This is a genomic window from Burkholderia glumae LMG 2196 = ATCC 33617 (assembly GCF_000960995.1).
Lineage (GTDB): Bacteria > Pseudomonadota > Gammaproteobacteria > Burkholderiales > Burkholderiaceae > Burkholderia > Burkholderia glumae.
The window spans coordinates 1,962,274-1,984,516 of record NZ_CP009434.1 but is presented as its reverse complement, the minus strand read 5'-3'; the positions used below and the strand labels follow the sequence as shown (position 1 = coordinate 1,984,516).

The window sequence follows — 22,243 nt, the reverse complement described above, 5'->3', positions numbered from 1 at the left end:
GCGCCCGGCGCGCGCGTTCGACAGGGCCGCGGACAGAGCCGCGGACAGGGCCGCGGACAGGGCCATGAAGCCGGCGCATTTCGCGGCGCATTTCGTCTCGTAAATAAATTGCAAATGAGAATCGTTATCGGTAATATTCCCACTCGCAGTTTGGCCAGGGGGTGCATCAAGGCCGGCCAAATGCGATCGCCGATCGCTCGCCGTGCCGGTCTCGAGCACGCGCCGAGCCCCGGCGGTGATTCTCACTCTTACAAGCGACCGCCGGAAGCTGTCGATCCGGCTGCGGCGGCCGAAAGACCACACGGCGAAAGACCACACACGGAGCGCAACGAAGAAAATGGGTATCTCGATGGACTTGTGGCGACGCGGTAAGCGCGTTTCGTATCGACCGGCGGGCGCGGTGCGGCTCACGCCGATCGCGCTGGCACTGTGCGCGGCCTGGGCGGGCGCGGCCCACGCGCAGCAGGCGGTCACCGCGCTGCCGACCGTCAACGTCACGTCCGAGGCGGACGCGACCACCGAGGACAGCGGCTCGTACACCACGCGCCACGCCACCATCGGCGGACGCACGCCGATGGCCGTCAAGGAGATTCCCGCTTCGGTGTCGGTGCTCACGCGCGAGCGCATGGACGACCAGAACATGACGACGATCCAGGACGCGCTGCGCTTCATGACCGGCGTGAGCGCGATCGAATACGGCGACGGCACCGCGTACTTCCACTCGCGCGGCACCCAGCTGGGCATCGAGTTCGACGGCGTGTCGATCGTGAGCGGCCTCGAATACCTGCAGCAGTTCGACCTCGGCATCTACGACCGCGTCGAGCTGGTGCGCGGCCCGAACGCGGTGTTCGACGGCAACGGCGAGCCGGGCGGCACCGTGAACCTGGTGCGCAAGCGTGCGCAGAAGGAATTTCATCTCGGCACCGAAACCCAGGTCAGCTCGTTCGGCGGCGTGCGCCAGATGGTGGACGTGACGGGCGCGCTGAACAAGGACGGCACGGTGCGCGGCCGCGCCGTGCTGATCGGCAGCGACCAGCACCAGTCGATCGACCGCGCGCGCAAGAAGGAAGTGACGGCCTATGGCGCGATCGATTGGGATATCACGCCGCGCACCACGCTGTCGCTGTCGGCCGGCTATCAGGTCAACACCAACCAGGGCTACGACTACGGCGCGCCCGGCCTGTTCGCGAGGCCGACGGCGGCGGCGCCTTACGCGCGCGTGAACAGTTCGTACTCGCAGAATTTCTCGCCGGACTGGAACTACGGCTACAACTCGCTGCAGGAAGTGAACGGCAACCTGGTGCACCGTTTCTCGAACGGCTGGAAGTCGCAGACGACGCTGTTCTACCGCCACGAGTACGTCAGCTCGGACGAGGCCGATCCGGGCCCGGGCGCGCTCGCCCCGGGGGTCGCCAGGTACACGCAGCGCCGCCAGCAGAACACCTACGACTGGTTCGGCGCCGACACCAACGTGACCGGCCCGATCGAGGCGTTCGGCCGTACCCATACGCTGACGGTCGGCGCGAACTACTCGCTGATGTCGGAAACGGCGCTGAGCGGCAGCCAGGCGCTGGTCGGCCCCGGCCCGCTCGGCTCGTTCAGCCTCTACGATCCGAACCTGATCGGCAAGGTCAACGTGCCGTTCAAGTTCGGCACCAACACGCGGCTCGTGCAGTACGGCTTCTACGCGCAGGCGCGTGTCAAGCTGCTCGATCCGCTCACGCTGGTGCTGGGCGGGCGCGAGGCCTTCTACGAGCAGCGCACCCAGGCGACGCTGCCGGCGCTGGCCGACTGGAAGACCAACGTGAACCTGAACCACCGCTTCCTGCCGTCGGTCGGGCTGGTCTGGGACATCACGAAGTCGACCACGGCCTATGCCAGCTATTCGCGGTTCCTCGCCGCGCAGGTGGCGAACCAGGCGGGCGGCGGGGTGGTGCCGCCGCGTACCGGCGAGCAGTATGAGATCGGCGTGAAGAACAGCTTCCTCGGCGGACGCCTGAACACCACCGCGGCGCTGTTCCGCATCAACGACAACGACCGCGCGGTGGCGGACCCGAACAATCCGGGCTTCTCGGTCCCGGCCGGCAAGGTGCGCGACCAGGGCTTCGAGTTCGAGGTGACCGGGCAGCCGACCGAGGACTGGAACGTCTACGCCGGCTACACCTACCTGAACGCCGCGTATGACAACACCACGGTGAACCTGACCGACGGCAGCGATCCGAAGCACCTGTTCAAGCTGTGGACCAAGTACGCGTTCTCGCGCGGCCAACTGCGCGGCCTGTCGATCGGCGGCGGCATGCTGGCCCAGACGCAGATCACGCGCGGCGTGGTGCAGGGCGGCTACGCGATCTTCAACGCCGAGGTCTCGTACCGCTTCAACCGGCACGTCGAGGCCGGCGTCTCGCTGAACAACATCTTCAACCGCGGCTACTACCTGCGTCCGCCCGGCAGCTTCTACAGCGTGTTCGGCGACCGCCGCAACGTGATGCTGACGGTGCGGTCCGACTTCTGATCCGGCGCGATCGATGCATCGAGGCAGGGGCGGCGGGCCGGTCCCGCCGCCTCGCAGGCCCGGACCTTCCGCGGGTCCGGGCCGCTTGGCCCGGCTTGGCCGGGAGCATGTGCCGGCAGCAGGGGCGCATGTGACAGCGGCGGTCACCTGGTGGTCGTGAAACTTAAATATAGAATGCGAATCATTCCAATTTGCATTGCTAGTCCATAACGAACCGGACACGACACGCTTCGGGCCGAAGCCGGGTCGTGCCACTGACCCGCATGGCGATGCCCGGCTGCCTGGGCATGCCACCGACGGGCGATGGAGGGAACGATGAATCTCGCTGACCTGTGCCTGACGAGGTCGAACGCCGCCCGAGCGGTTCGGCCTGCCATGCCGCGCCGGCCCTCCGGGGCGGGCCGGCCGGCCCGCCGCTCGCTGCGCCGCGCCCGATGCCGTGCATGCCCGCGCGCGGCCCCGGTAGCCGGCGCGTCCGGCCGCCGGGGCCGCTGCGGCCGCCTTTTCCCGCGCTCGCCGGCTCCGCGGCCGCTGCGCGCGCTCTCCTGATTTCTCCCGAGGAACCTTCGCCATGACGCAAGCCATGCCTTTGCTATTTGACTTCTCGCCGTTCGTCGGACAAAGCGAACGCCATGTCGAGCTGATCAAGCAGTTTTCCGCCGCGCACGCGTTTCGCAGCGCCCAGGTCAGCGAACTGCTGCTCGACGACGATTTCCACCGCCGGCCGCTGCGCCCCGAGGATTTCGAGTTCCTGAAGTTCCGGAAGCCGGTGCGCATGCACAACGTGAGCCGCCTGCCGGCGCTGGCCTCGGGCCGCACGCTGCTGTCGATCTACGAGCTGGCCATCGCGCGCCTGCCGCGCAGCGCGAGCGCCGACGAATGGCAGCACTTCAGCGGCTTCTACGGCGACGACGTGCAGGTGTTGGGCGCGCAGATCGTGCCGTTCCTCGAAGCCTATGCGTTCGAGTACCTGGCGCGCGAGCAGACCCTCGAGGCCGAGCCGCGCGCCGCGGCGGCGCGCCTGAGGCGCATCGTCGACGACGAGACGGCGTTCTGGAGCGAGACCTTCGCGCGCCTGATGCGCAACGACTACCTGCAGGAAGGGCTGCGTTTCATCATGGTGCAGCGCTGGGCGCAGGCACCCTCCAAGCGCCGCGCGCTCGCGCGCGCCACGGCCAGCGGCTTGCTCGACATGCTGCCCGAGGCGCTGCGTCCGGCGCTGCACGGCGACCTGCCCGACGACGCGCTGCTCGAGAAGGTCGCCGCCTCGGTCGGCGTGACGGGCCGGCAGCACGCCTACTGGCAGTTCTATCTGCCCACCAGCACCGCGAAGTGCAACCTGCTCTACGCGCTCGGCCGCCGTCCCGATCGCGCCTTCGCGTTCGCCGGCGCCGCGTTCGCGGCCGAAGCCGAATGGCTCGCGTTCGGCGCCGCGCTCGAGCGTGCCTGCGCCCATCTCGCGCCGGCCGGCCGCCGGCCCGGCGAGGTTGAGCGCCGCGTCGCCGCGCTGGCCGAGCGCTTCGAGCAGGCCCTGCGGACGATCGCCGAGCGCTTCGGCCAGCCCGCCTACGCGCAGGCCGTGCAGGGCGCGGCCGCGCACGAGCGCCTCTGCGAGCGCGGCCGCTGGGATCTGGGCGAGCAGCTGCTGTGGCTGTCGTCGATCCGCCATTACGTGCGCTTCGCGCATCGCATCAGCGACCGCATCGAGGCCGAGTGTCCCGGCATCGACCGCGAGACCTTCGTCGAGCCCTTCGAGATGTGCTCGACCACCCACGTCCACAACGATCACCGCCTCGTGACGATCGAGCAAGGCCAGATGCTGTTCTGGGGCAACGTCGGCATGCAGCTGAAGATGGACGTCGGCGACAAGGTGCTGATCCCCGACGGCCGCCTGCACGGCTCCACGGTGCTCTCCGGCGAATGCACCTACCACCAGCCGATCATCCCGGACGACTGGGTCAAGGCGCTCGTCGCCGAACTCGAGGCCGGCTCGAACGCGCCCGCCTGAGCCGCCTCCGGCAAGCATCCGCTTTGAATGGTGGGCCGTGCATTCCGCGCGGCCCGGCACGCTCGCCCGCGCAGGCGACGAACGAGGATATGAAATGCGATCAACCGAGGACAAGGTCAACGTGATGCCGCAATCCGACATGGCGACACCCGGCGGCGAAGGCTTCGATCCGGGCGACTGGAAGAGCCGCATCATCGCCGGACGCGCGCTCGGCGCCGCCGCCAACCCGCCGGCCTGGCTCGACGCGTCGTACCAGACGCTGCGCAAGCAGGTGATGCATCCCGACTATCCGTGCTTCTTCGGCACCATGGCCGAGAAGCGCGGCGAGATGTTCTACGCCTACGTGAACGGCAAGGACATCTCGCAGCTGCCCGCCACCATGCAGACCTTCGCGGAACTGGCGCTGCGGCCCGAGTACCGCAAGAACAACATCGCGGTGTTCTTCGAGCCGGACCCGGAGCCGCTCTCGCACGAGGCCTATCAGCAGCACTTCTGGCAGATCCTGCAATACCTGCACGACGTCGATCCCGATCCGCAGGCCGACGCGCAGCCCGATCCGTCCGACGGCGACTGGGAGTTCTCGTTCGCGGGCGTGGAGACCTTCGTGGTCTGCGCCTGCCCGTCGTTCCGCGCGCGCCACAGCCGCAACCTCGGGCCGGGCATGGTGCTGCTGTTCCAGCCGCGCAGCGTGTTCGTCGACACCATCACCAACAAGGTGATCGGCCGCGAGGCGCGCAACCAGGTGCGCAAGCGCCTGGAAACCTGGGACGAGGTGGCGGCCCACCCGGACCTGGGCTTCTACGGCGATCCGGGCAACCTCGAATGGAAGCAGTATTTCCTCGACGACGCGAACCAGCCGGCCGACGACCGCTGCCCGTTCCTCAAGCGCCAGAGGCAGAACGTGGAGGCGGCCCGCGCCGCGTTCGGCCAGGCCGGCGCCGCGGAGGTGGTGATCGCCGCCGACTTCGCGCCCCCGCACCCGGGCGTGGTGCGGGCACGGCCCGCCGCGGCCGACCAGGCCGGCGCGCGGCACTGGCAGCAGCACCGCATCGTGGCGCAGCAGGACCCATACGGCGCGGCGCCGGCCTGGCGCGGCCAGGACCATCGCCACGGACCGCAGGCGCGCGAGCGCCACGAGTTCGGCGAGGAATGACGAGGGCCGGGCGCGCGTCGGGCCCGGATCGCCGCGCCTGACGCGGCGCGGTAAAGAAGCAGGGCGAGAGGCAGGACGAGGGACGAAATGGCAGACAACATGATCGAGCGCTTGCGCTCGCTGGCCGAGCGGCGCGGCACCGATACCGCGCTGGTGACCGTGGATGCGCACGGCGATACCCGCTACGACTATGCGGCGCTCGAACGCCGCGCGATCGCGCTGGCCGCGCGGCTGCGCGAGCGCGGCGCCGGCGGCCAGGCGGCGCGCGTGCTGCTCGCGATGGACAGCGGCATCGACTATGTCGCGGCGTTTTTCGGCTGCCTCTACGCGGGCGCGATCGCGGTGCCGGTCTATCCGCCCGAATCGCTGCGCGGCCAGCACCTCGCGCGGCTCGCCGCGATCGCGGCCGATGCCGACGCCGCGGTGGTGGTGACCACGCGCGCGCTGGCCGCCAAGCTCGGCGAGGCGTTCGAACGGATCGCGCCGGGCGCGGCCTGCATCGAGATGGACGGGCTCGATCATGCCGGCGTCGAGGCGCGCGCATTCGTCCCCTATGCGGCCGCGCCCGCCGACATCGCGTTCCTGCAGTACACCTCGGGCTCGACCTCGACGCCCAAGGGCGTGATGGTCACGCACGGCAGCCTGTGGGCCAACGAGATCGCGATCCGCGAGGGGCTCGGCGTGACGGCCGACGACGTGTTCGTCAGCTGGCTGCCGCTCTATCACGACATGGGCCTGATCGGCACGCTCTCGCAGCCGGTGTTCAGCGGGATCGCGCTGGTGCTGATGTCGCCGCAGTTCTTCCTCGAGCGGCCGGTGCGCTGGCTCGAGGCGATCGCGCGCCACCGCGGCACGATTTCCGGCGGCCCCGATTTCGCCTACCGGCTCTGCGCCGAGCGCATCGGCGACGAGGCGTGCGCCGCGCTCGACCTGTCGAGCTGGCGGCTCGCGTTCTCCGGTTCCGAGCCGGTGCGCAAGGCGACGCTCGATGCGTTCGTGGCGCGCTTCGCCCCGCAGCGCTTCGATCCGGCCGCGCTGTTTCCGTGCTACGGGCTCGCCGAGGCCACGCTCTACGTGTCCGGGGCCGGGCGAGGGCGCGGCGCGCGCGCGCCCGGCTTCGATCCGGCGGCGCTGGAGCGGGGGCGCGCGCTGGCCGACGCGGCCGGCACCGAGCTGGTGTCGTGCGGCCGGCCGCCGAGCGGCCACCAGCTTGCGATCGTCGAGCGCGAGAGCGGCGCGGCGCTGGCCGACGGCGCGATCGGCGAGATCCTGGTGCGCGGCCCGAGCGTCGCGGCCGGCTACTGGCGGCGCGCCGACGCGACGGCCGCCAGCTTCGTCGAGCGCGACGGCGCGGTCTGGCTGCGCACCGGCGACCTCGGCTTCGTCCACCAGGGCGAGCTGTTCGTGGCCGGCCGCATCAAGGATCTGCTGATCGTGCGCGGCCGCAACCTCTATCCGCAGGACCTCGAGCTGGCCATCGAGCGCGAGGTCGATCTGGTGCGGCGCGGCCGCGTGGCCGCGTTCGCCGTCGAGCTGCAGGGCCAGGAGGGCATCGGCATCGCGGCCGAGGTGTCGCGCAACGTGCAGAAGCTCGCCACGCCGGAGGCGATCGGCGCCGCGCTGACCGAGGCCGTCGCGCTCGCCTGCGGCGAGCCGGTCGCCGTGGTCGTGCTGCTGAACCCGGGCGGCCTGCCGAAGACCTCGAGCGGCAAGGTGCAGCGGGCCGCCTGCGGGCGCGGCTGGCGCGATGGCTCGCTCGATGCCTGGGCGACGCTGGTGCAGGGCGCGCGCCGCGACGCGGCGGCGGCCCCGGCCGGCGACGGCGCGGGCGAGGCCGCCGCCGCCACCGATATCGAACTCGCGCTGGCCGCGATCTGGCGCGAGCTGCTGCCGGCCGTCCCGCCCCGGCCGTCCGCCTCGGCCAGCTTCTTCGCGCTCGGCGGCAGCTCGCTGGCCGCCGTGCAGGTGGCCGCGGCGGTGCAGGCGCGCTGGGCGATCGACTACACGGCGCGCGACGTGTTCGCCGCGCCGGGCTTGCGCGAGGCGGCCGCGCGGATCGGCGAGCGCCTCGCGCGCGGCGCGGCGGCGCCGGCCGTCGCGTTCGCGCCGCTCGACGCCGAGGCGCGGCGCGTCGCGGTCGCCGCCGACGCGCAGCGCAGCCTGTGGCTGACCTGGCTGCGCGAGCCGTCCAGCGCGGCCTACAACATGAGCGGCGAGCTGCGGCTCGACGGCGCGCTCGACGCCGAGGCGCTGCGGCTCGCGCTCGACGACGTGGTGCGTGCCCACGACGTGCTGCGCGCGCGCTTCGAACTCGGCGACGAGGGCGAGGCGCTGCAGATCGTCGAGCCCGAGCTGGCGATCGCGCTGCCGCTGACCGTCTGCGAGACGGCCGCCGAGCTCGAGCGCGTCACGCGCGCGGTCGCGCAGGCGCCGTTCGACCTCGAGACCGGGCCGCTGCTGCGCGCGCAGCTGGTGCGCACCGCGCCGGACTCGCACCGGCTGCTGATCGCGCTGCATCACATCGTGGCCGACGGCTGGTCCGTGAACCTGCTGCTCGACGCGCTGGGCCGCGCCTATGCGGCCCGCACGGGCGGCGCGGCGCCGGCCAGCGCGCCGGCATGGCAATACACCGACTACGTGGCCTGGGAGCGTGCCTCGCTCGGCGAGGCCGCGCTGCGGCGGCAGCTCGATTACTGGCGCACCCAGCTCGCCGGCGACGGCGATCCGGCCGCCGCCGCGCGCCTGTTCGCGCGGCCCGCGAACGGCGCGGGCGGCAGGCAGCGCGGCGTCGAATTCTCGCTGCCGCGCGAGGCGGCCGCGAAGCTGCGGCGCTTCGCGGCCGAGCGGCGCGCCACGCCGTTCATGGCGATGCTGGCCGTGCTGAACGCGGTGCTGCACGAGCTGAGCGGGCGCGACGAGATCCGCGTGGGCGCGCCGGTCTCGCTGCGCAAGCGGCCCGAGGCCCAGGCGCTGATCGGCTATTTCATCAACGTGCAGGTGCTGCGCACGCGCCTGGACCCGCAGCGCGGCTTCGCCACGCTGCTCGAGGCGGTGCGCGACACCGTGCTGGCCGCGCACGAGCATCAGGACGTGCCGTTCGACCGGCTGGTGAGCGCCTTGCTGCCCAACCGCGCGAACGGCGACGAGACGCTGTTCCAGGTCAAGCTGACCGAGCAGCGGCCGTTCGAGACGCGCGGCTTCGCACCGCTCGACGCGCAGCTGCGCGTGCTGCTCAACGAGACGCCGCATTTCGATCTCGCGCTCGATTTCACCGACCGCGGCACGTCGATCGACTGCCTGCTCGCCTACGACGATGCGGTGTTCGACGCCGCGTTCGCGGCGCGCTTCGTGGCACGTTTCACGACCTTCGCGGCGCGCCTCGTCGAGGCGCCGGCGCTGCCGCTCGGCCGCGCGGTGACCGACGCCGCGGCGGCGGCCGACGCCGGCCGCGCGGCTGCCGCGGGCGCGAGCGAGGCCGACGACCTGCTGAGCCTGTGGGATGCCAGCGTGGCGCGCGCCGGCGCCCGGCTCGCGCTGCGCGACGGCGGCCGCGGCCTGTCCTATGCCGAGCTCGACGCGGCTGCCGACGCGCTGGCCGCGCGGCTCGTCGCGCTCGGCGCCGGCACCGAGGCGCGCGTGGCCGTGCTGGCCGAACGCTCGATCGAGCATGTGCTGGCGATGCTGGCCGCGCTGAAGGCCGGCGCGACCTGGCTGCCGCTCGATCCGCGCGCGCCCGCCGCGCGCCTGTCGGCGCAGCTCGCCGACAGCGGCGCGGCCGTGCTGCTGCACGCGGTGCCGCTGCCGCAGGGGCTGGCGACGGCCGCCGCCGTGCCGCTCGCGTTGCGCCACCAGGCGCCGCCCGCCGCGCGCGCGCCGCGCGTGGCGCCGGCGCTGCGCCACGCCGAGCGCGCCGCCTACCTGATCTACACCTCGGGCTCGACCGGCGAGCCGAAGGGCGTGGTGGTCACGCATCGCGCGCTCGTGAACTATCTGCGCGGCATGCTCGCCACGCTCGACGCGCCGGCCGACGCCTCGTTCGCGATGGTTTCGACGCCGGCCGCCGATCTCGGCCACACGACGCTGTTCGGCGCGCTCGTGTCGGGCCGCACGCTGCATCTGCTCGCGCCCGACCTGGTGTTCCAGCCCGATGCGTTCGCGCGCTACATGGCCGAGCATCGGGTCGGCGTGCTGAAGATCGTGCCGAGCCATCTGGCGGCGCTGCTGTCGGCCGCGCAGCCGGCACGGGTGCTGCCGGCCGAGGCGCTGATCCTCGGCGGCGAGCGCACGCCGGCCGCGCTGCTCGCGCGGATCGGCGCGCTCGCGCCGGCCTGCCGCGTGTTCAACCACTACGGTCCGACCGAGACCACGGTCGGCGTCGCGATGCACGCGTGGCCGGCCGAGGCCGCCCCGGTGCGCGACCTGCCGCTCGGCCGCGCGCTGCCCGGCATGCGGATTCATCTGCTCGACGCGAAGCTGGCGCCGGTTGCCGACGGCGAGGACGGCGAGCTGTACATCGGCGGCCCGGGCGTGGCGCGCGGCTATCACGGGCGCGCCGGGCTGACCGCCGAGCGCTTCGTGCCCGACCCGTTCGTCGCGGGCGAGCGGCTCTACCGCACCGGCGACCTCGGCCGGATCGGCGCCGACGGCCTGCTCGAATATCGCGGCCGCGCCGACGACCAGGTCAAGGTGCGCGGTTATCGCGTCGAGCCGGCCGAGGTCGAGCGCGCGCTGGCCGGTATCGACGGCGTGAGCGGCGCGGCCGTGATCGCGCACGCGGCGCCGGGCGGCACGCGGCTCGCCGCGTTCGTGGTGGGCGGCCCGCGCGGCGAGGCGCTGCGGGCGGCGGCCGCGCGCGTGCTGCCCGATTACATGGTGCCGGCCGAGGCGATCGCGCTCGAGGCGCTGCCGCTGAATGCGAACGGCAAGCTCGATCGCGCGGCGTTGCGCGCGCGGCTGGAGGCGCATCTCGCGCAGGCGGCGCAGGCCGGCGCGGCCCTGGCGGACGCGTCGGCCCCGGCGCCCGACGCGCCGCAGGGCGAGATCGAACGGACCATCGCGGCGATCTGGGCCGACGTGATCGAGATCGAGGCGGGCCGCATCGGCCGCGGCAGGAATTTCTTCGAAGTGGGCGGCGATTCGCTGCTCGGGCTGAAAGTCGTGGCGCGCGCGCGCAAGGCCGGCATCACGATCACGCCGAAGCAGCTGTTCGAGCGGCTCACGCTGGCGCAGCTGGCCGAGAAGGCGACGGCGGCGGGCGCGGCGAAGGCGGCCGGTAACGTGAGCAGCGCGGTGAGCGGCGGCGTGAACAACGGCGCGGCGGCTTCGAGCGGCGCGGCGCCGGCCGGCGCGTCCGAAGGCTCGGCGATTCCGCGCTTGCCGGCCGCCGCTCGCCTGCGGGGGCCGGCGTCCTACGCGCAGCAGCGGCTCTGGTTCCTGTGGCAGCTGGCGCCCGCGAGCCGCGCCTATCACGTCTCGGGCGGCCTGTGGCTGACGGGCGAGGTCGACGCGGCGGCGCTGCGCGATGCGTTCGCGGCGATCGTCGCGCGTCACGACGCGCTGCGCACGCGCTTCGCGGCCAACGAGGCCGGCGAGGTCGAGGCCTGGGTCGATGCCGCGGCGTCGATCGACTGGCGCGACGAGACGGTGGCGCACGGCGGCCTGGAGGCGGCGGCGCGCGCGCTGGCCGACGAGCCCTTCGATCTCGGCACCGGGCCGCTGCTGCGCGCCGCGCTGTATCGCGAGGCGGCGGACACGGGCCGCCAGCTGCTGGCCGTCTCGATGCACCACATCGTCTCGGACGGCTGGTCGGTGCAGGTGCTGCTGGAGGAACTGGTCGCGTTCTACCGCGCGCGCGTGCTCGGCGAAGCGGCGGCGCTGGCCGAGCTGCCGATTCAATACGCCGATTACGCGGCCTGGCAGCGCGACTGGCTCGAGGCCGGCGAGCGCGAGCGCCAGCTCGGCTACTGGAAGGCCGCGCTCGGCGAGGCGCATCCGGTGCTGGCGCTGCCGATGGACGGTACGCGCCATGCCCATGGCGAATACACGGCGGCACGTCATCGGCTGGCCTTGCCGGCCTCGCTGGCGCAGGCGGTCAGGGCCTGCGCGCAGCGCCGCTCGGCCACGCCGTTCATGGTGCTGCTCGCGGCGTTCCAGGCGCTGCTGCATCGCTATACGGGGCAGGACGACATCCGCGTCGGCGTGCCGGTGGCGAACCGCCATCGCGTGGAGACCGAGCGGCTGATCGGCTTCTTCGTCAATACGCAGGTGATGCGCGCCTGCTTCGACGGCAGCGACACGCCGCACACGCTGCTCGAACGGCTGCGCGAGGCGACGCTCGGCGCGCAGGCGCATCAGGATCTGCCCTTCGACCTGCTGGTCGAGGCGCTGCGCCCCGAGCGCAGCCTCAGCCACGCACCGCTGTTCCAGGTGATGTTCAACCACCAGCGGCGCGACTGGCGCGTGCTCGACGGCCTGCCCGGGCTGACGATCGAACCGCATCGGCTGCCGGCCACGATGGCGCAGTTCGAGCTGATGCTGAACACGCAGGAGGAGGCGGACGGCACGCTGACGCTCGAATTCAGCTATGCGCGCGAACTGTTCGCGCCGGCGAGCATCGTGCGACTGGCCGCGCACTACCAGCGCTGCGTCGCGGCGATCGCGCAGGGCGATGCGCATGCGCGCATCGCCGATCTCGCGCTGGCCGACGAGGCCGAGCGCGCGACGCTGGACGCCTGGAGCCGCAATCCCACCTGCTACGGCGAGCTCGAGCCGGTGTTCCGGGCATTCGAGCGTCATGCGGCGGCGCATCCCGGCGACGAAGCGCTGGTGTTCGGCGATGCGGCCTTGCGCTATGGCGAACTGAACGCGCGGGCGAATCGCCTCGCGCATTGGCTGCGCGCCCGCGGCATCGGCGTGGAGTCGCGCGTCGGCGTGTCGGCCGAGCGCTCGCTGGAACTCGTGATCGCGCTGTACGCGATCATGAAGGCGGGGGCGGCCTACGTGCCGCTCGATCCGTCGTACCCGGCCGAGCGCCTGGCGGCGATGATCGACGACAGCGGCCTCGGGCTGCTGCTGGCGCAGCGCGATATCGGCCTGCCGGCGCGCGAGGGCGTCGAGCGGGTCGATCTCGACACGCTCGATCTGTCGGACGGCTCGGCGCTGCCGGCGGACAATCCCGGCGTGGCGCTCGACGGCGCGAATCTGGCCTACGTGATCTTCACCTCGGGCTCGACGGGGCGCCCGAAGGGCGTCGGCAACCGCCACGACGGCCTGTCGAACCGGCTCGTCTGGATGCAGCGCGAATACGGCCTGCGGCGCGGCGAGACGGTGCTGCAGAAGACGCCGTTCAGCTTCGACGTATCGGTGTGGGAGTTTTTCTGGCCGCTGATGGTGGGCGCGCGGCTGGCGATCGCGGCGCCGGGCGCGCATCGCGATCCGGCGGAGCTGGCGCAGACGATCGTGGCGCATCGGGTGACGACGCTGCACTTCGTGCCGTCGATGCTGCAGGCGTTCGTGGCGAGCGAGGCGCAGGCGGGCGCGTGCGGCGCGACGCTGAAGCGGATCGTGTGCAGCGGCGAGGCGCTGCCGGCGGACCTGCGCGAACGGGTGGCGAACGTGCTGCCGGGCGTGGACCTGTTCAACCTGTACGGACCGACCGAGGCGGCGATCGACGTGAGCGCGTGGCGCTGCGTGGACGAGGCGGGACGGGCGGTGCCGATCGGCCGGCCGATCGCGGCGACGCAGACCTGGGTGCTCGATGCGCGGCTCAATCCGGTGCCGCCGGGCGTGCCGGGCGAGCTGTACCTGGGCGGGGCGGGCCTGGCGCGCGGTTATCTGGGGCGTGCGGACCTGACGGCCGAGCGCTTCGTGCCGGACCCGTTCGCGACGGCGCCGGGCGCGCGGCTCTACCGCACGGGCGACCTCGCACGCTGGCGTGCGGACGGCGTGCTCGACTATCTGGGGCGCGTCGATCACCAGGTGAAGATCCGCGGGCTGCGCATCGAGTTGGGCGAGATCGAGTCGGCGCTGACGGCGCTGGCGGCGGTGCGCGAGGCGGTGGTGGTGGCGCGGGACGGGCGGCTGGTCGGCTATGTGACGGGCGAGGCGGGCGAGGGGCTGGACCCGGGGCGGCTGCGCGCGGCGCTGGCGGCACGCCTGCCGGACTACATGGTGCCGTGGCGCATCGTGGTGCTGGCCGCGCTGCCGCTGAGTCCGAACGGCAAGGTGGACCGGCGTGCGCTGCCGGCGCCGGAGCCGGCAGCCGCCGAGGACGCGCAGCACGAGGCCCCGCGCGAGGGCGTCGAAGCCGACCTTGCCGCGATCTGGGCCGAACTGCTCGGCACGACGCGCATCGGCCGCCACGACAGCTTCTTCGACCTGGGCGGCCATTCGCTGCTCGCCGTGCGCCTGAACGCACGGATCGGCCTGGACCTGAACGCCAGCCTGCCGCTTGCCACGCTGTTCGACGCACGCACGCTGGCCGCGCAGGCCGAGGCCATCGAGCGCGTGCGCGCCGCGCAGCCCGGCGGCGACACGCTGCGCGACCTCGATCTCTTTATGGATTCGCTTTGAACGCACTCATGGACAAGACCACGGCCACCCGCATTGCCGCGCGCTTCATCGAGCTGACGCCCGACAAGCGGCGCCTGTTCTGGGAAAAGATGCAGGCGGACGGCGTGAGCCCCGCACAGTTCCCGATCCTGCCGCGCGCGCGTCAGGCGGGGCCGGTGACGGTTTCGTACGCGCAGCGCCGCCAATGGGTGCTGGCGCAACTGTCGCCGGGCAATCGCGCCTATCACGTCTCGGGCGGCCTGTGGCTGACGGGCGAGGTCGACGCGGCGGCGCTGCGCGACGCGTTCGCGGCGATCGTCGCGCGCCACGACGCGCTGCGCACGCGCTTCGCGGCCAACGAGGCCGGCGAGGTCGAGGCCTGGGTCGATGCCGCGGCGTCGATCGACTGGCGCGACGAGACGGTGGCGCACGGCGGCCTGGAGGCGGCGGCGCGCGCGCTGGCCGACGAGCCCTTCGATCTCGGCACCGGGCCGCTGCTGCGCGCCGCGCTGTATCGCGAGGCGGCGGACACGGGCCGCCAGCTGCTGGCCGTCTCGATGCATCACATCGTCTCGGACGGCTGGTCGGTGCAGGTGCTGCTGGAGGAACTGGTCGCGTTCTACCGCGCGCGCGTGCTCGGCGAAGCGGCGGCGCTGGCCGAGCTGCCGATTCAATACGCCGATTACGCGGCTTGGCAGCGCGACTGGCTCGAGGCCGGCGAGCGCGAGCGCCAGCTCGGCTACTGGAAGGCCGCGCTCGGCGAGGCGCATCCGGTGCTGGCGCTGCCGATGGACGGTACGCGCCATGCCCATGGCGAATACACGGCGGCACGTCATCGGCTGGCCTTGCCGGCCTCGCTGGCGCAGGCGGTCAGGGCCTGCGCGCAGCGCCGCTCGGCCACGCCGTTCATGGTGCTGCTCGCGGCGTTCCAGGCGCTGCTGCATCGCTATACGGGGCAGGACGACATCCGCGTCGGCGTGCCGGTGGCGAACCGCCATCGCGTGGAGACCGAGCGGCTGATCGGCTTCTTCGTCAATACGCAGGTGATGCGCGCCTGCTTCGACGGCAGCGACACGCCGCACACGCTGCTCGAACGGCTGCGCGAGGCGACGCTCGGCGCGCAGGCGCATCAGGATCTGCCCTTCGACCTGCTGGTCGAGGCGCTGCGCCCCGAGCGCAGCCTCAGCCACGCACCGCTGTTCCAGGTGATGTTCAACCACCAGCGGCGCGACTGGCGCGTGCTCGACGGCCTGCCCGGGCTGACGATCGAACCGCATCGGCTGCCGGCCACGATGGCGCAGTTCGAGCTGATGCTGAACACGCAGGAGGAGGCGGACGGCACGCTGACGCTCGAATTCAGCTACGCGCGCGAACTGTTCGCGCCGGCGACCATCGCGCGTCTGGCCGCACACTACCAGCGCTGCGTCGAGGCGATCGCGCAGGGCGATGCGCATGCGCGCATCGCCGATCTCGCGCTGGCCGACGAGGCCGAGCGCGCGACGCTGGACGCCTGGAGCCGCAATCCCACCTGCTACGGCGAGCTCGAGCCGGTGTTCCGGGCATTCGAGCGTCATGCGGCGGCGCATCCCGGCGACGAAGCGCTGGTGTTCGGCGATGCGGCCTTGCGCTATGGCGAACTGAACGCGCGGGCGAATCGCCTCGCGCATTGGCTGCGCGCCCGCGGCATCGGCGTGGAGTCGCGCGTCGGCGTGTCGGCCGAGCGCTCGCTGGAACTCGTGATCGCGCTGTACGCGATCATGAAGGCGGGGGCGGCCTACGTGCCGCTCGATCCGTCGTACCCGGCCGAGCGCCTGGCGGCGATGATCGACGACAGCGGCCTCGGGCTGCTGCTGGCGCAGCGCGATATCGGCCTGCCGGCGCGCGAGGGCGTCGAGCGGGTCGATCTCGACACGCTCGATCTGTCGGACGGCTCGGCGCTGCCGGCGGACAATCCCGGCGTGGCGCTCGACGGCGCGAATCTGGCCTACGTGATCTTCACCTCGGGCTCGACGGGGCGCCCGAAGGGCGTCGGCAACCGCCACGACGGCCTGTCGAACCGGCTCGTCTGGATGCAGCGCGAATACGGCCTGCGGCGCGGCGAGACGGTGCTGCAGAAGACGCCGTTCAGCTTCGACGTATCGGTGTGGGAGTTTTTCTGGCCGCTGATGGTGGGCGCGCGGCTGGCGATCGCGGCGCCGGGCGCGCATCGCGATCCGGCGGAGCTGGCGCAGACGATCGTGGCGCATCGGGTGACGACGCTGCACTTCGTGCCGTCGATGCTGCAGGCGTTCGTGGCGAGCGAGGCGCAGGCGGGCGCGTGCGGCGCGACGCTGAAGCGGATCGTGTGCAGCGGCGAGGCGCTGCCGGCGGACCTGCGCGAACGGGTGGCGAACGTGCTGCCGGGCGTGGACCTGTTCAACCTGTACGGACCGACCGAGGCGGCGATCGACGTGAGCGCGTGGCGCTGCGTGGACGAGGCGGGACGGGCGGTGCCGATCGGCCGGCCGATCGCGGCGACGCAGACCTGGGTGCTCGATGCGCGGCTCAATCCGGTGCCGCCGGGCGTGCCGGGCGAGCTGTACCTGGGCGGGGCGGGCCTGGCGCGCGGTTATCTGGGGCGTGCGGACCTGACGGCCGAGCGCTTCGTGCCGGACCCGTTCGCGACGGCGCCGGGCGCGCGGCTCTACCGCACGGGCGACCTCGCACGCTGGCGTGCGGACGGCGTGCTCGACTATCTGGGGCGCGTCGATCACCAGGTGAAGATCCGCGGGCTGCGCATCGAGTTGGGCGAGATCGAGTCGGCGCTGACGGCGCTGGCGGCGGTGCGCGAGGCGGTGGTGGTGGCGCGGGACGGGCGGCTGGTCGGCTATGTGACGGGCGAGGCGGGCGAGGGGCTGGACCCGGGGCGGCTGCGCGCGGCGCTGGCGGCACGCCTGCCGGACTACATGGTGCCGTGGCGCATCGTGGTGCTGGCCGCGCTGCCGCTGAGTCCGAACGGCAAGGTGGACCGGCGTGCGCTGCCGGCGCCGGAGCCGGCAGCCGCCGAGGACGCGCAGCACGAGGCCCCGCGCGAGGGCGTCGAAGCCGACCTCGCCGCGATCTGGGCCACGCTGCTGCGCGTGCCGCGCGTGAGCCGCCATGACGATTTCTTCGACCTCGGCGGCGATTCGATCCTGGCCTTGCAGATCGTCGCGCGGGCGCGGCAGGCCGGTTATCGGCTGCAGGCACGGCAGGTCTTCGAGCATGCGACGATCGCCGAGCTCGCGGCGGCGGCCGAGCCGCTCGCCTCTGCCGACGCCGGCGCCGCCGACACGGCCGCTGCGGAAGCCGCCGCGCTCGCCGACGGCGCCGCGGTGCCGCTCGTGCCGGTGCAGGCGTGGTTCCTGTCCAAGCCGCTCGCGAACCGCAATCACTGGAACCAGTCGGTGCTGCTGCATCTCGACGCGGCACCCGAGGCCGGGCGCCTGGAGCAGGCGCTGCGCGCCGTGGTGGCCGCGCATCCGGCGCTGCGCCTGCGCTTCGCGCACGACGCAGCCACCGGCTGGCGCCAGTTCCTCGCCGCGCCGCAGCGGGGGCAGGCGGCCCTGGTCGCGACCGTGACGGAGGTGCCGGCCGCCGGCATCGATGCGGCCTGCGACACGATTCAGGGCGCGCTCGACATCGGCGCGGGACCGCTGCTGCGCGCGCTCCTGATCGGCGTGGCGGACGGCAGCTGGCGCCTCGCGATCGCGATCCACCATCTGGCCGTCGATACCGTGTCGTGGCGCATCCTGCTCGACGACCTGCAGCGCGCCTACCGCCAGCTGGAGGCGGGCGAGGCGGTGGCGCTGCCGGCGCCCACGCTGTCGTATCCGCTGTTCGCGCGCCGCCTGCACGAAGCGGCACGACGCCCCGAGATCGTCGCGAGCCTCGGCTACTGGCGCGCGCTCGCCGAGATCGACGGCCGGCTGCCGGCGCCCGCCGCGAACCCGGCGGCGCCCGCGCGGGCAGGCGCCGGCCCGGCGTCGGTCAGGCTCGATGCCGAGACCACCCGCCGTCTGCTGCAGCCGGCCTGCGCGGCGTACCGCACCACGCTCGCGGACCTGCTGCTGGTGGCCACGGGCCGCGTGCTGTGCCGGTTCGCGGGCCGCGAGACGCTGCGCATCGACGTCGAGGGCCACGGCCGCGACGCGCCCATCGGCGAGGCCGACCTGAGCCGCACGGTGGGCTGGTTCACCAGCCTCTATCCGATGGCGCTCGCGCCCACCGGCGAACTCGGCGCGGCGATCAAGCGCGTGAAGGAAGCGCGCCGCCAGGCGCCGCACGGCGGCACCAGCTTCGGCATGCTGCGCCATGCGGGCGACGCGGCGCAGCGCGCGGCGCTCGCGTCGATCGGCGACGCGGACGTGCTGTTCAACTATCTCGGCCAGCTCGACGCCTCGCTCGGCGCGGCCGGCGACGGCCACGCGCGCGGCGGCGCCTGGCGGCTCGCGGCCGAGCCGGGCGGGCGGCCGGTGGCCGCGGTCAACGCGCCCACCCATGCACTCGACATCGCCGCGCAGATTCGCGACGGCGAACTGCTGGTCACGTTCCGCCATCCGCGCGGCGACCGCTACGACGCGGCCACGCTCGAGGCGCTGGCGGCCGGCCTGCGCGCCGAGCTGGCCGCGCTGCTCGAGCACTGCACCAGCGGCGCGGCCGGCCTCACGCCGTCCGATGTGCCGCTCGCGGCGATCGATCAGGGCCGCCTCGACGCGCTGCCGGTGGCGCCGGCCGAACTGGTCGATCTCTATCCGCTCGCGCCGATGCAGGCCGGCATCGTCTTCCACAGCCTGCTCGGCGCGCAGCCGGGCGCCTACGTCAACCAGCTGCGCGTGGACGTGGACGGGCTCGACGCGGCGCGTTTCGAAGCCGCCTGGGCGGCCGCCGCGGCCCGCCACGAGATCCTGCGCACCGGCTTCCTGTCGTTCGACGACATGCCGCGCCAGTGGGTGAAGCGCGGCGTCGCCACGCCGTTGCTGCTGGCCGACTGGCGCGACGGCGGGCCCGACGGCCTGGACGCGCGCCTCGACCGCTTCGCGGCCGAGGATCTGGCGCGCGGCTTCGACCTGGCGTGCCCGCCGCTCTGGCGCGTGGCGCTGCTGCGTACCGGACCGGCCCGCCATCACGTGGTCTGGACCTTCCATCACGCGCTGCTCGACGGCTGGAGCGCCGCGCAACTGCTGGCCGAGGTGCTGGCGACCTACGGCGGCACGCCGCCCGCCGGCACGCCGCCGCGCTATCGCCGCTTCATCGGCTGGCTCGCCGCGCAGCCGCGCGAGCCGAGCGAGGCCTGGTGGCGCGAGCAGGCCGCGCGCCTCGACGGCCCCACGCTGCTGGCCGCCGCGCTGCCGGTGCCGGCCGCCGGCAGCGCGGCGGCGTCCCACGGCATCGTGCGGCTGGTTTGCGACGCCGCGCGCAGCGCGCGGCTCGCTGCATTCGCGAAGGCGCAGCGCGTCACGCCCAGCACGCTGGTGCAGGCCGCCTGGCTGCTGCTGCTGCAGCGCTACACCGGCCAGCGCAGCGTGAGCTGCGGCGCGACCGTGGCGGGCCGTCCCGAGGCGCTGCCGGGCGCCGAGCAGATGCTGGGCCTGTTCATCAACACGATTCCGGTGATCGGCGCCCCCTCGCCGTCGATGCGCGTGAGCGACTGGCTCGCCGCCGTGCAGCGCGACGGCGTGGCCGCACGCGAGCACGCGCACCTGCCGCTCGTGGAAATCCAGCGGCACGCCGGCATCGACGGCGGCCAGCCGCTGTTCGACACGCTGGTGGTGTTCGAGAACTACCCGGTCGACGCGATCCTCGCCGACGCCGCGCCGCACGGCCTGCGCTTCTCGGGGCTGCGCAACGAGGACCGCACCAGCTATGCGCTGACGCTGTCGGTCACGCAGGGCCGGCCGTCACGCGCGGCCGCCGCCGGCCAGGCCGACCTGCTCGACATCGAGTTCGCCTTCGCGAGCGAGCGGTTCGCGCAGGCGCAGGTCGAGCGGCTGGCCGCACAGCTGGGCGCGCTGCTCGACGCGTTCGCGGCCGATCCGCAGGCACGGCTCGGCGCGCTCGATCCGCTGCCGGCCGCCGAGCGCGCGCAACTCGCGCAATGGGGGCGCGGCGCCGAGGCCGGCGCGCTGCCGCCCGTGCATCGCCGGATCGCCGCGCAGGCCGCGCGCCGGCCCGAGGCGGTCGCGCTCGTCCACGACGGCGTCTGGCTCGACTACGGCACGCTCGAGGCGCGCGCCAACCGCGTCGCCCAGGCGCTGCGCGCGGCCGGCGTGGGGCCCGACCTGCGCGTGGGCATCGCGATCGAGCGTTCGCTCGGCATGATCGTCGCGATCCTCGGCGTGCTGAAGGCGGGCGGCGCCTACGTGCCGCTCGATCCGTCGTATCCGGCCGAGCGCCTGACGATGATGATCGAGGACAGCGGCATCGTGCTCGCGCTGACCGAAGCGGCGCGCGCCGCCGACCGCGAGCGGATGCCGGTGGCCACCCTCGACATCGCCGAGCTGCTTGCCGAAGCCGGGGGCTATGCCGACACGGCACCGCCCGACGCGGTGGAGGCGGGCCATCTCGCCTACCTGATCTACACCTCGGGCTCCACCGGGCGGCCGAAGGGCGTCGGCATCACGCACGACGCGCTGGCGCGCCACACCGAGGTGTCGATCGCGATGTTCGGCCTGGGCGAGACGGACCGCGTGCTGCAGTTCTCGACCTTCAACTTCGACGGTTTCGTCGAGCAGGTCTTCCCGACGCTCGCCGCCGGCGCCACGCTGATCGTGCGCGGCCCCGAGCTGTGGAGCACCGAGCGCTTCGCGGCCGAGGTGCAACGCGAACGGATCACCGTGGCCGACCTGACCACGGCCTACTGGAACGCGCTGGCGCAGGATTTCGCGGCGCGGCCCGAGACGCGCGCCGCGCTGGCCACGCTGCGCCGCGTCCACGCGGGCGGCGAGGCGATGCCGGCCGACGGGGTGCGCGCCTGGCGCGCGGCGGGGCTGGACGGCGTGGCGCTGGCCAATACCTACGGGCCGAGCGAGGCGACCGTCACGGCCACGCTGTTCGATTGCGGCGCGCTGACGGCCTCGGACGCGGACGTGCCGGCGCAGATTCCGCTCGGCGGGCCGCTGCCGGGCCGCACGCTCGTGGTGCTCGACGCCCAGGGCAATCTCGCGCCGCTCGGCGCGGCCGGCGAGCTCGGCATCGGCGGGCCGCTGCTCGCGCGCGGCTACCACGATCGCCCCGCGCTGACGGCCGAGCGCTTCGTGGCCGATCCGTTCTCGGCGCTGCCCGGCGCGCGGCTCTATCGCACCGGCGACATGGTCCGCTGGCATGAGGACGGCACGCTCGCCTACCTGGGCCGCGCCGATCACCAGGTGAAGATCCGCGGCTTCCGGATCGAACTCGGCGAGATCGAGGCGGTGCTGCTGGAGGACGCGCGGGTGCGCGAGGCGGCCGTGATCACGCGCCACGGCCCGAGCGGGCTGCGCGTGCTGGCCTATGTGGCGCGGGCCGCGGGCGTGCAGGTGGAGGGCGCGGCGCTGCGTGCCGCGCTGGCCGCGCGGCTGCCCGACTACATGGTGCCGGCCGCGGTGGTGGTGCTCGACGCGCTGCCGCTGAACCCGAACGGCAAGATCGATCGCGCCGCGCTGCCGGAGCCGGCGGGGCAGGCGAGCGACGAGGCCGGCGGCGCGGCGGGGGCGCCGCCGCGCGGCGACACCGAGATCGCGCTGGCCGGTATCTGGTCGCGCGTGCTCGGCGTCGGGCCGGTGCGGCGCAGCGATCGCTTCTTCGAACTCGGCGGCCATTCGCTCGCCGCGATGCAGGTCCAATCGTCGATTCGCGCCAGCCTCGGCGTGGACGTCGCGCTCGTCGAGCTGATGCGCAATCCGTCGCTGGAGGCGCTGGCGGAGGCGGTCGAGGCGCTGCGCGTGCCGGCCGCCGGCGACGCGTCGCTGGCCACCGAGCTGAACGACCTCCTCGCGGACCTGTAACCTGTCGGCGCCCGGCC

The 22,243-nt window shown here is 73.3% G+C and carries 5 protein-coding genes; all 5 read left to right on the top strand.

Annotation, left to right across the window (positions count from 1 at the left end; translation table 11 throughout):
• Positions 1-337 precede the first annotated feature (337 nt).
• The 5 genes from KS03_RS09280 to KS03_RS09260 all read left to right on the top strand — a co-directional run bounded on the left by KS03_RS09280 (position 338) and on the right by KS03_RS09260 (position 22,226).
• A complete protein-coding gene (locus KS03_RS09280; protein WP_012733771.1) occupies positions 338-2,512 on the top strand; it encodes a TonB-dependent siderophore receptor in 2,175 nt (724 codons plus the stop codon).
• Positions 2,513-3,083: 571 nt separating this feature from the next.
• Positions 3,084-4,520 (top strand): cupin domain-containing protein, encoded by a 1,437-nt coding sequence (locus tag KS03_RS09275; RefSeq protein WP_012733772.1) that lies wholly within the window; start codon positions 3,084-3,086, stop codon positions 4,518-4,520.
• 94 nt (positions 4,521-4,614) lie between these two features.
• The gene (locus KS03_RS09270) at positions 4,615-5,673 is read left to right on the top strand and encodes a YqcI/YcgG family protein (RefSeq protein WP_012733773.1); all 1,059 of its coding nucleotides are present in this window, start codon (positions 4,615-4,617) and stop codon (positions 5,671-5,673) included.
• An 87-nt stretch (positions 5,674-5,760) separates the two neighbouring features.
• Entirely contained in the window at positions 5,761-14,244 is an 8,484-nt protein-coding gene (locus KS03_RS09265) for a non-ribosomal peptide synthetase (protein WP_045678754.1), read from the top strand.
• Positions 14,245-14,252: 8 nt separating this feature from the next.
• Positions 14,253-22,226 carry a non-ribosomal peptide synthetase gene (locus KS03_RS09260; protein WP_045678753.1) on the top strand — a complete coding sequence of 2,658 codons (7,974 nt, stop codon included), beginning with the start codon at positions 14,253-14,255 and terminating at the stop codon, positions 22,224-22,226.
• Positions 22,227-22,243 lie beyond the last annotated feature (17 nt).